The sequence below is a fragment of the Pseudomonas sp. P8_241 genome (genome assembly GCF_034008315.1).
Lineage (GTDB): Bacteria > Pseudomonadota > Gammaproteobacteria > Pseudomonadales > Pseudomonadaceae > Aquipseudomonas.
The window spans coordinates 3401905-3413446 of sequence record NZ_CP125377.1 but is presented as its reverse complement, the minus strand read 5'-3'; the positions used below and the strand labels follow the sequence as shown (position 1 = coordinate 3413446).

At 58.4% G+C, this 11542-nt stretch carries 12 protein-coding genes; 1 reads left to right on the top strand and 11 read right to left on the bottom strand.

All coding sequences use genetic code 11. The annotated features are described in order from the left end of the window. Positions 1 to 75 precede the first annotated feature (75 nt). Entirely contained in the window at positions 76 to 630 is a 555-nt protein-coding gene (locus QMK58_RS15535; RefSeq protein WP_320394986.1) for a nuclear transport factor 2 family protein, read from the top strand. Between the two features lie 47 nt (positions 631 to 677). Here the strand turns inward: QMK58_RS15535 and QMK58_RS15530 are convergent, their stop codons facing one another. The 11 genes from QMK58_RS15530 to QMK58_RS15480 form a co-directional block, all read right to left on the bottom strand. After that, complete coding sequence (locus QMK58_RS15530) at positions 678 to 1652, bottom strand: LysR family transcriptional regulator (protein WP_320394985.1); 975 nt, start codon at positions 1650 to 1652, stop codon at positions 678 to 680. Continuing rightward, positions 1649 to 2632: a LysR family transcriptional regulator gene (locus QMK58_RS15525; protein ID WP_320394984.1), complete on the bottom strand. Its 984-nt coding sequence runs from the start codon at positions 2630 to 2632 to the stop codon at positions 1649 to 1651. The genes QMK58_RS15530 and QMK58_RS15525 overlap by 4 nt, the downstream gene beginning before the upstream one ends. Before the next feature lie 265 nt (positions 2633 to 2897). After that, positions 2898 to 3641 carry an SDR family NAD(P)-dependent oxidoreductase gene (locus QMK58_RS15520; protein ID WP_320394983.1) on the bottom strand — a complete coding sequence of 248 codons (744 nt, stop codon included), beginning with the start codon at positions 3639 to 3641 and terminating at the stop codon, positions 2898 to 2900. Positions 3642 to 3695: 54 nt separating this feature from the next. Next, positions 3696 to 4487, bottom strand: coding sequence for an SDR family oxidoreductase (locus tag QMK58_RS15515; RefSeq protein ID WP_320394982.1), 792 nt, complete (start codon positions 4485 to 4487; stop codon positions 3696 to 3698). 70 nt (positions 4488 to 4557) lie between these two features. After that, positions 4558 to 5433, bottom strand: coding sequence for an SMP-30/gluconolactonase/LRE family protein (locus QMK58_RS15510; RefSeq protein ID WP_320394981.1), 876 nt, complete (start codon positions 5431 to 5433; stop codon positions 4558 to 4560). A gap of 73 nt (positions 5434 to 5506) precedes the next feature. Next, complete coding sequence (locus QMK58_RS15505) at positions 5507 to 5998, bottom strand: VOC family protein (protein ID WP_320394980.1); 492 nt, start codon at positions 5996 to 5998, stop codon at positions 5507 to 5509. Between the two features lie 20 nt (positions 5999 to 6018). After that, positions 6019 to 6375 carry a DUF4286 family protein gene (locus QMK58_RS15500; RefSeq protein WP_320394979.1) on the bottom strand — a complete coding sequence of 119 codons (357 nt, stop codon included), beginning with the start codon at positions 6373 to 6375 and terminating at the stop codon, positions 6019 to 6021. A gap of 123 nt (positions 6376 to 6498) precedes the next feature. Next, positions 6499 to 7023 carry a nuclear transport factor 2 family protein gene (locus tag QMK58_RS15495; RefSeq protein ID WP_320394978.1) on the bottom strand — a complete coding sequence of 175 codons (525 nt, stop codon included), beginning with the start codon at positions 7021 to 7023 and terminating at the stop codon, positions 6499 to 6501. A 66-nt stretch (positions 7024 to 7089) separates the two neighbouring features. After that, entirely contained in the window at positions 7090 to 7563 is a 474-nt protein-coding gene (locus QMK58_RS15490) for a VOC family protein (protein WP_320394977.1), read from the bottom strand. Between the two features lie 140 nt (positions 7564 to 7703). Continuing rightward, entirely contained in the window at positions 7704 to 9038 is a 1335-nt protein-coding gene (locus tag QMK58_RS15485; RefSeq protein WP_320394976.1) for an MFS transporter, read from the bottom strand. A gap of 8 nt (positions 9039 to 9046) precedes the next feature. Beyond that, complete coding sequence (locus QMK58_RS15480; protein ID WP_320394975.1) at positions 9047 to 11521, bottom strand: efflux RND transporter permease subunit; 2475 nt, start codon at positions 11519 to 11521, stop codon at positions 9047 to 9049. Positions 11522 to 11542 lie beyond the last annotated feature (21 nt).

The window sequence follows — 11542 nt, the reverse complement described above, 5'->3', positions numbered from 1 at the left end:
ATCCCGGGCTCGTTGAGACACGAGGCCGCGGGTCGAAAGCTGCATGTCCAATAACAATGAGTACAGGAGATAACCATGACCCTCGAAGAACTCGCCGCGCGCACCGAAATCCACGATGTCCTGCTGCGCTATTGCCGTGGTCTGGATCGGATCGACATGTCACTGGTGCGTGGCGCCTTCCACAAGGATGCCTACATCCATTTCCCTGAAAGCCTGCATGTCGGAGGGGCCGAAGGATTCTTTCAATTCCTGACTGATGAAATGCCACGATTCAATCGCACCCAGCATTTCCTCGGCAATAGCCTGGTCGAATTCGATGGCCCGGAAATCGCCTATGTCGAAACCTACCTGCAGGCCGACCATGCCGCTTCCGAGCGGCATCACTGGAATGGCGACACGGTTAAATTATGGGCGCGCTACTTCGATCGTTTTGAGCGTCGCGATGGCGTCTGGCTAATCGCCGAGCGCCGTCTCATGGTTGATTTGATGTACCGCTATCCGAGAGGAAACTGGTTCGACGATCATCCGGACGCTTCCGGCAGTCCCCGCGACGGGACCGATCGGGTTCTGCGCAAGGTGGCCGGCTTCTCGGGCACCCCGATGGCAGCCAAATCACTCGCAGACGCTTGATCGATGTTCACCAGAGGGGCAATGCCCCTCTGGTCCCCTTCCCTGGTTCATTGCAGCCTGCGAACGGCCGACTGGTTGCCTGACCGAAAGCCACTCAGCAGCTTGATGTGCTCCTGGGTCACCTGCTGGACTGCACTGATCGCTTCCAGCATCAACGCTGAAGGCGTTTGCCGCGCCGGCTGCACCAACAACAGCTCCAGCGTCAGGCCGGCACCGGAAAAGGGGTTGAGCCTGAAATCCCGCTCCGATGGATCCGCACCGAAGTCGTGAACGAACAGCAAGCCGGGAAGAATCGCCATCCACTCGCTCTGCCTGATCAGGTCGAGCGTGGCCAGTACCGCGTCGAGCTGGTAACAAGGCCCCGGCCCTGTAAGCGCTTCCAGCTGCGAACCGATCCACTGTGCATATTCGCGACTGTCAGGCGCCAGCAGCTTGTGGCCCGTCAGCTCGTCGAGTTCAATTAACTCGCCATGCTCGAAGCCACTGTCATGGGTAATCGACGAGACCAGAAACGCCGGTGTAGCGGCAAATACAGTGGTCTCCAGATCCGCCGGCGGCTGGGAAATCGACGGAATGATTGCAAAGTCGAGTTCGCCGGCGCGGACCATGTCGATCAGCATATTGCTGGGCGCATCGATCACAGCGACAGAGGCGTTGGGGTTTTGCGCCATCAGGCGCAGATAGGCCGGCGCGAGCTGATAGGTTGCCAGTGTCGGCGTGACCCCTAGCCGGACCTCACCAGCCAGGCCCTGCTCAAAGCTGTCCAGGGCCAACAGGGCTTTTGAGTTGGCCTCCAGCACCTCCAGGCAATGCAGGTAGAACAAGGTGCCGGCCTCGGTCGGCTCCACACCTTTCTGCCGGTCGAACAGCTGCACGCCGAGCATCTCTTCGATCTGTTTGACGTGCTGGGAGATGCCCGACTGAGTGGCGAACTCACGTGCCGCCGCCGCGGTGAACGATCGTGTCTCGTACACCGCCACGAACATTTGCATCTCCCGCAGACCGGGCAGCGAGTCATTCATGGCGAAATCTCATTGGAAGCGGACGAGGGGTCGAGGTTGGGCAACTGCTCGCCATGGGCGATGCGAATCGGGATCGCGTTGATATCCTCGGTGGCCTTGCGCAAAAACCCGATGAAGTTTTCGGCCACCTTGGACAAGGGCTTGCGCGCCGGCTCTACCAGCAGCATGTCGTCCCAGAGAATGGGATCGGCCAGCGGATTGAGGGTGAAGCGTCGGCGCCGCAAATCATCGGCGATGAACAGCCCGGAAATGATCGCCGTCCAGTGACTGGAACGCACCAGATCCATGGCGCCGAGCATGGACTCGAACCAGTTGAGCCGCTGTACGATCTCGACCTTGTGGTCGATCAGGTACTGTTCCAGCAACGGCCGTCGCCCGACAGGCAGCACCAGGTGCAAGTCCTTGATATCGCGCAGGCGCACCGGCTCGCAATGGGGCAAACCTGAATCAGGCGAGGACACCAGGAACGCAGGTGTCCTGGTGAACAAGGACGTGACCAGCCCCGCGGCTCCGCCCGCCTCATAAGACATACGCTGGGTGATGGCGAAATCCAGCATGCCGCGGCGCACCGCGGTCGCAATCACGCTGCCGGCACCTTCGGTCAGGTGCACGGAAACGTTGGGATAAGCCGCTTCAAAAGCCAGGAGTGCCCGGCTGAACACCGAGCGGCTCATGGTTGGAATCATGCCGATGCGAAGCGAGCCGCCTGTGGGCTCTGCGCGGTGACCAACCGCGTTACAGGCGCTCTCATGCAGGCGCAGCAACTGCACACATTGTCGGTAATAGGCATGGCCGGCCGGCGTCGGGATGATCGCGCGGTCCCGGGCGAACAGACGTACGCCCAACTGGGTTTCCAACTGCCGCACGTGCGCGGAAACGCCGGACTGGCCCAGCCCTTCCCGGCTGGCAGCTACGGTGAAAGAACCTTCCTCGTACACGGCAACAAACATGCGGATGTGCATCAACTTCGGGAGCATCATGCGCGGGATCGTCTCTTGTTTTTTTCTTGCTATAAGCAATCAGCAAATTTGCGAAGAGTCGTACTGTATCCATATCGGGAATGGCTTGCCAGTGCAGCGCCCGACAGAATTGCGCCGGCTATGCCGGTCGGATTGCCAACCCCTCTGTAGGAGCGAGCATGCTCGCGATGATCGTCAACGATGACGTGGGTTGTCTGGATTGACGCGGTGTGTTTGAACCCATCGCGAGCAGGCTCGCTCCTACAGGAGGATGCGTTGTCGTCGCTTAGCAGACTTTCATCATGCCGCCGTCGACGGCCAACAATTGACCGGTCATGAACTGCGCATCGTCACTGGTCAAAAACAGGATCGGCCCGACGATATCGTTGGGCACTGCCATTCTTTTGAACGCTTGCTGATTGACGACGCTTTCGCGTACGGCATCGGGTAATCCACTGGTACCGGGTGTCGCAGTCAGTGCCGGCGCAAGGGCATTGACGGTAATGAAATCCTTGCCCAGATCGTTGGCCAGCCCGCGGGTAAAGCCAATGATGCCCATCTTGGTTGCCATGTAGTGGCTGACGCCCACGGCGTTGGTGACGATCGATGTTGAAGACAGGTTAACGATGCGCCCCCAATGGTTCTCGCGCATCATCGGCACGAAGACCTTGGCGCTTAAAAACATGCTGTCCAGATTAATCGCAAAGGTCCGGCGCCAGGTTTCGTAGTCCATGTCATCGATATGCACATTGGGGTAAATCCCGGCATTGTTCACCAGGATGTCGCAGCGACCATATTCCTTCCTGACCAGCTCGCCGGCAGCGATCCAGTCCTGTTCCTTGCTGACATCACAATGAATGGCGATGGCCTTGCCACCGGCCTCCTCAACCCGTTCGCAGGTTTGGGAAAGATCGGCGATATCGAGCAGCGCCAACATGGCACCACGCTGGGCGAGTTGAATCGCCAGTTCCTGTCCAATGCCTTTAGCGGCACCGGAAACAATGGCGACGCGATTTTCGTGGGTTTGCATGTTTTTACCTTTAGCGCCTTGAGAGTCGATTCAAAATGTCTGGCGTCTGAATGCTTATGCCTCTGATCTCCAGATGATGCTGGACATTCCACCATCTACCGCTACGTCGGTGCCGGTAATATAGGACGCCCTGTCTGATGCAAGAAAGACAGCCGTTTCGACAATCTCTTCCGCGCGGGCCGGCCGGCCCAGTGCGGCATGACGCCACAGTGGTCGCGCTTTCGGCAGGCCGTACTCATCAAGTATTGGCGATGGCAGCGCGTCCGGGTCGGCAATCAGCCCTGGACTGATACTCACCGAGCGAATGCCATGTGGTGCGCCTTCCGCGGCAAGCATACGGGTAAGCGCCATGACGCCTGCGTTAGCCACACCATGAGCAACGGCAGGAAAACCGGATAGCTCAAGATGGCCAGCAATCGATGCCACGTTGACTATCACGCCTTTTTTCTGAGACCGCATCTGCGGCCAAACCGCCCGAGCGGCCACATAGGCGATCGTTAGCTCATTGCGAATCGTGTAATTCCAATGCTCAATCGAGGCTTTCTCAAAAGGTGCGATGCTGACGCCTGCGGCGTTGTTATAGAGGACGTCAATTCGCCCCCAGCGCAATATGGCTTCATCGGCCCACCGCTGCGCATCCAAGGGATTGGCTAGATCGAGAGGCTCCAGCGAAAAAATCTCGCCACCCTCCTCCCTTACCAGCCTGCAGGTTTCTTCAGATCGCTGGGTTGAGATATCGCAGCCGAGCACCTTTGCGCCTTCCCTGGCAAACATCTGCGCAGCTATCCGCCCCATACGCCCACCGGTTCCTGAAATCAGCACCACCTTGTCTTTGAACTCGGCCATCGCAGCTATCCTGTACCTTAAGAATCCACACTTTCAAAGGTGCGCCGAATTTCGTTCGGCGCTAACCCGATCAGCCACCAAAACGCGGTTCAGACAGCCCTTGCACGCCAAGGCCGCGAATGGCGAACAGACTGCCGCGCATCATGTTGTCACCGGGATAGCGCGGCAGCGGAGGCTTGGCCATGGAGGTGACAAACAGCGTGTCCAGGTCTGGTCCGCCGAAGTTGACACTCGTGACCTTTTTCACCGGCATTTCGATGATACGATCCAGGCTGCCGTCAGGCGCGAAGCGGCACAGCTTGCCCGCGTAAACCTGGGCGTTCCAGAGGAAGCCTTCGGCGTCGACGGTCGAGCCGTCGGTCGCTGTGGTCGGCGTGAAGCCGGCTTTGGTAAAGGTGCGACGGTTGGCGATGGCGCCGGTGTCGAGGTCGTAGTCATAGGCCCAGATTTCCCCGGAGAAAGTGTCCGAGAAATAGAACGTCGACCCGTCCGGGCTCCAGCAGGGACCGTTGGAAATCGCAAAACCTGTGTCGAGCGTATGCACCGACAGGTCGGGATCGACGCGAAACAATGAGCCGTCGGCGAAGCCCTCACGAGTGTCCATGCTGCCAACGATGAAGCGCCCGCGCGCATCGACCTTGCCATCGTTCAAGCGGTTGTGCGGTTTGTCAGCCTCGGGGTTGGCGATCAACTCCGTCTCGCCCGTGTTGAAGTCAAGGAAGTGAAAACCCGAGCCGAGTGCAACGATAGCCCCGCCATCGCGGCGCAGCGCCATGGAGCCAATGGTGTCGGGCATCTCCCACGTCCGAACCTCGCGGCCGTCGGCGGTGCAGCGAAACACGCGCCCGCCGACCACGTCGATCCAGTACAGGCGCTGTTCCTGCACGTCCCATACAGGACCTTCACCGATGGTGGTCTTTACATCCACCAGAACATCGATCTGCATGTTATCTCCCGGATTCTATTGAACTGCTATGGAGCGATCCGACGCTGAACCGCAACCTCGAAGTTGACCTTGTTCAGGCCTTTGGCGGTTCGGCGATGGTGATGAACACACCGTAGGGGTCCTTGAAGCTGAACCAGGTCATCGTAAGATTGCCGCCAGGCTTGCGGATAATGATGTCTTTGGGCTCACAAACGACTTCGACACTTTCATAGGCACTGATCTTTTCAAAGGCCTCTCGGGTGTTTTCAACCAGCAGCGCCAAACGGGTAATGCCCACCTGGTTCATCAAGTCGTAAGGGCCGTCACCGGTGATGGTGGCGGGCTTGGTGTATTCGATCAGATTGATTTCGGTGGCGTGTTTTGGATCTGCGCCCGCCGTCAGGATGTGGTGCGCATAGATACTGATTTCATCTTCGGCAAAACCCAGCAGCGGACCGTCCGCTTCATCGGTGCGTGTTTCGAAGGTGGAAACAAAACCCAGTACATCCCGGTAAAACTTCAGGGCCTGATCGACGTCCGGGACGGTGATGCAAACATGCAGCAGTTTTTTTACGAGTGCGTTCATAACTGTTTACCGTCCGTTAATTAACCGTTCCAGGTGTTGGTGAGGTTGTAGCGGGTTGCCCATTGGACGTCATAGACTTTGTCGCCCCATGTCTTGGTTTTATCTTCCCCGGCTTCGATGCGCGCCGGGCTATTCATCCAGGCTTCAAACCTGGCCTGATTATCGAACTCATAGATCGTCAGATAAGTCGGGCAAGCCTGGGTGACGGTGCCGACGTGATAGGTCTCTTCGGCCAGTTTGAAGCGGGTGACTTTCTTGACGAAGTTGCCCTGCAACAGCATTGGCACATGAACGTCGTCGTACCATGCATTGAACTTGTCTTCGTCTTCGGCCTGGCAATTGATGCCAACTGTCCAGATAACCGTCTGGTTGCTCATTTTTCAGCTTCCGGTATGCAAAGTTGCTCTAATCAAGAGCAACATTATGGAAATTCGGGCAAAAGAAACCCCAGACCACTTCCGTTCGAAAACCGGAAGTGGGCCCGTCGTTACTTTTAGTTCTTACTTCCTGGCGATGGCTTCGAAGAATCTGACCTTGCCTTCTTCACGATGACTGCGCAGCGTGTGCGTGGTCATCACTGGGTGCTGTTCGTAGGCTGGCTCAGGCACATTCGGGTTGCCCGTCCAGGAAATCAGGCGGCACACGCGATTGCTGATGCGCCAGCCCTTGTCAGTACGAACCAGTACATCGTCATACCAGCCACGGCCAACCCAGTCAGGACCGCCCACCGCTGTATCGCGCGAGAGCAGCCAATCGCCATAGGTCAGTGCATAGGCGGTATCGCCGTCCACGTGCACGCAGGAACCGGTCATCGTGTGCATGTGATTGGTCAGGGTTTCGTGGAAGTCCTTGAAGGCGAACTTCAGCGCACCCACCGACTTCCAGACAGCGCCAGCCGGGCCGAAGTCAGCGTGGGCATCCTCGGTAAACACCTCGTCCAGCAAGTCCCAGGCGTGAGCGTCCAGCGCCACGCCATAGAGGTTGATGACATCGATAATTTCGGATTTATCTTGTGCAACACTCATTTAAAACTCTCCGTTTTGCCAGAGTAAGAGAAATCGAATCCAACTGGCATTTCGAACAATGCCCTATTACTTGCAGTATTCAATGACTTCCAGGACGTTGTCGAAGGGGTCTTTGAAGGTCAGGATCTTGAACTTGCCACCGGTAGGCGCAATCACCGTTTGTGGTTCGCACAGGAAGACGATGTCGCCACGCGCTTTGAGCTTCTCATAGATGGCATCGGTGTTGTCCACACCAAACGCCATGCGGTTGATGCCGGCATGGTTAAGCGGAGCAGATGGGGTGGAGCTGACGACGGTCCTTGGCTCAACGAACTCGATCAGATCGATGACGGTCGCGTTTTCCTTTTCCTTGCCGACCAGATGATCAGCATGGATTTCAATGATCTGGCCAGGGAAACCGAGGATTTCGCCTGGCGCCCTTTCGCCCCGCAGCTTGCCGATGGACTCGAGCCCGAGCACATTGCAATAGAATTCAAGTGCCGCTTCGATATCGGCAACGGTGATGCAGACGTGGAACAGACGGTTGATGTAGCGATCCATGTTTATTTCCTTTGTTTTTAGGTGGTACTGCAAATTGGAACAACGCTTAAGGTGAAACTCTGAAACAGCTGTGTTCGAAGTCACGTTATGCAAACAACGAGAAACAGCGCACGCAAACCCGCCTCAACACTGCAAATTCTTTACGGTTGATCAGGCTGCGAAGAAACTTCTTTAACCATTAGAAAAGCCATGAGCGCCACCAGACTGGGTGCAGCCATGCAAATCAGAATGACCGGCACACTGATGCCTGCGGCCAGCATGAAACCGGCTATCGCTGGGCCAATGATCGGTCCGACCCGGCCAATGGCGTAAATAACGCCCATCGCCGATGAACGAAAACTCAAGGGATACAGCGAGCCGACATAGGGCAATAAAATGCAGGTGGCGCCCATTGCGGCGAACCCGGCAAAAAACATGCAGATCAATGCGGCCGTCGGGTTCTCGATAACGCCGATCAGCGCGATCGAAACAAAGAGAACGGGCATGTAGATGGCAAACACCTTCTTGTAACCCATTCGGTCTGCCATCCAGCCGGCCAACGGCGTGGAGATGAAGTTGCTGCAGGTAAAGACCAGGATGAAAGACACCCCGGTGGTCAGCGAATAACCTCGCTGCACCATCAGCTGCGCGATCCAGGTCGTCAGGGTCACGGCAATCATCATGATGCAGAGCATGCCGATGCCGAGAAACAACGTGTTGCGCGCATATTCGCCCTGGAACAGGTGTTTGAGCGGCACCTTGGCGGACGGTGCTTCCTGCAGGCTGTATTGCTCATCGATGGCAGGCACAAACTGTCGATCGGCCTGGACCAGGATCCTGCGAATGCTTGCGCTGTTGCCCTTCTTCACCAGGATCGACATTGACTCGGGCAGCCCCACCAGAGCAACCGGAACCAGGACGATGCACACGAAGGTTCCAAGCAATATCGCCCGCCATCCGACCGTGGTCAGAATGGCCATCGAAATCACCGCCGATAACAACACACCCACCGAGATGCCGGTATAGGACACGCTGGACACCATGGCTTTCCACTTGCCCGGCGTGTATTCGAACACCAGTGCGATGGCAATCGGCACGATACCCGCCAGGCCGAAACCGGCGATGAAGCGGTAGATGGCGAAGTCGACGACGCCCTGGGCCAGGCCGCAGGCTGCCGTGAAGGTGATGAACACCGTCATGCCGATCAGCATCATGCGCTTGCGGCCAATGGCATCAGCCGCCACGCCAAAGAGAATGGCACCGCCCACGGCCCCGATATGCCCCACGCTCGCGAGAATCCCCGCTTGGGCCGGGCCCATTTTCATGTCGGCCATGATGGCGGGAAGCAGCGTACCGAACAGCGCGCTGTCGATACCGTCAAACACGATCGCGAGAAAACAGATTACTGCCACGCGCAGGCTGAACGAATTGAACTGGCCGCCTTCAATGACTTGCGTGACGTTGACTTGTCGCTTGCCGGATAGTTGAGTACTCATCAGATCAGTCATGGCAGGCATCTCTCGTACACCACTTTTTCAGGTTGGCCAGCCGGGACGGGCGTCGATGCGGCAGGCTGGGGCGCGGCATCAGTGGCCTCGACGATGGCGCCTTCACGTGCGCCGGGGAGCAGGAAACGCGCCAGGGCCGGAATCAGTACCAAGGCGCCGAGCATGTTCCACAGGAACATGAAAGCCAGCAGCAGGCCCATGTCCGCCTGGAACTTGATACTGGAGAAATGCCAGGTCGCCACGGCTGCCGCCAGGGTCACACCGGTCAGCAACACCACCCGGCCGGTGAACTGCAAGGCGGTGGCGTAGGCTTGTTTCAGGGTGGCGCCTGCACGCATGCGGGCCAGGGTCACACTCAGCACGTACAGCGCGTAATCCACACCGATGCCCACGCCCAGGGCGATCACCGGCAAGGTCGCGACCTTCACGCCCATTCCCAGGGCCACCATCAACGCCTCGGCCAGAATGGAGGTGAGCATCAGCGGCAGCATCGCCACCAGCACCGCCCGCCAGGAGCGGAAGGTGATGAAGCACAGCAGCGCCACCGCCCCGTAGACCATGAACAGCATCTGGTACCAGGCTTTGTGAACCACGATATTGGTGGTGGCGTCGATGCCAGCCGAACCGGCCGCCAGCAGGAAGCTGGCGTCCTTGTCATTGTTTTTCGCGGCGAAGCGCTCGACCAGGTCGACCACCTTCTGTAGCGTTTCAGCGCGGTGGTCACGCAGGTAGGCGTACACCGTCAGCAGGTTGCATTCTTCGTTGTACAGTTCACGGGGTGCCCGTGCGGTGATGGTGTTGAGCATGTTCTGGTTACCCGGCAAGTCGTACCACAATGGGCTGCCCTCGTTCATGCCCACCATCAGGCGCCGTTGCAGGCGCGCAATCGACTGGGTGGACTCCACGCCGGGAAGATCCATCAATTCCCACTCAAGCTGGTCGACCCGGCGCAGCACATTGGACTGACTGCAGTTGCCCTCGGAGGTCTTGACCATGACGGCAAACAGGTCATTGCTGGCACCGTAGTTTTTCGTCAGGTAGTTCACGTCGCGGTTGTAGCGCGAATCGGCTTGCAGCTCCGGAGCCCCGGGATCGAGGTCGCCGACTTTCAGCTGGGTGCCGACGGCAACCCCCACCACCGCCAGAACAGTCGCCACCACTACTGCCGACGTGGCTCGTCGTCCCTCGGTGAAGCTGATCAGCCAATTAAAGAAGGCGCTGCTCTCCCCCGCTGCGTTGGCCGATTCCCGGCGCACCGCCCGCTCGGCAGCTTTACGGCTGACACCCACGTAGCTCAGGAGCACGGGCAGCAGAATCAGGTTGGAAATCACCAGCACCAGCACACCCAGGCTCGCGGCGATGGCCAGTTCGCGGATCACCGGGATGTCGACCATCAGTAGCACCGCAAAGCCCACGGCGTCAGCCAGCAGAGCGGTCAGGCCGGCCAGGAATAGGCGCCTGAAGGTGAAGCGCGCAGCGACATAGCGGTGCGTGCCGCGCCCGATGTCCTGGAGGATGCCGTTCATTTTCTGCGCGCCATGGCTGATACCAATGGCGAAAATCAGGAACGGCACCAGCATGGAATAAGGGTTCAGCGAGTAACCCAGCAGGGGCAGCAGGCCCAGTTGCCACAGCACACCGGTCACAGAGGTAATCACCACCAGCGCCGTGCTGATCACGTCGCGGTTGTACAGGAACACCATGACGGCACAGATCACCAGGGCAATGAAGAAGAACCCGATCACCTCCTGCATGCCATCCATGAGGTCGCCGGACAGCTTAGCAAAGCCGGTGATGTGAATCGCCACCTCGTCACTGCTGTACTTGGCACGCAGTTGTTCCAGCTGTTCGGACAGGGCCGCGTAGTCCAGCGGCGTGCCGGCGGCATCATGCTCCAGCAGCGGTATCTGAATGACGGTGGAACCGCCATTGGCCGCGACCAACTGGCCGATTTCGCCGGAGCGCTGCACGTTCATGCGCAACTCCTCGAGCTTTGCCGGCGAGCCGTCATAATGCGCAGGAATCACCTGACCGCCGTCCAGGCCATCCTCGGTCACCGCGGTCCAGCGCACATTGGGTGTCCACAACGACTTCATGAACGCCCGGTCCACACCCGGCAGCATGAAAACGGCGTCGTTGATCTGGCGCAGGGTTTCCAGATAGCCCGCGTTGTAGATGTTGCCCTTGCGGGCTTCCACCGCGATGCGCACCGAGTTGCCCAGGCCGGTCAGCTCTTTCTTGTGCGCCAGGTAGTTGGTGATGTACGGGTGACCCGTCGGAATGGTCTTCTCAAAACTGGCATTGAGCTTCAGGCCCAAGGCGCTGACGCCCAGCAGAACCGTCGCCAGCACGCACAGCAACAGCACCAGGATGCGGTGGTTGAAAACGGCGCGTTCGAGCGGCGAGCCCGAGCGCGAATCAAAGTCTTCGAGCCGGCAAGCCGCGGTCGAGGGTGGTTTCACTGTGGTCATATCGTAGGACTCGTTCTATAG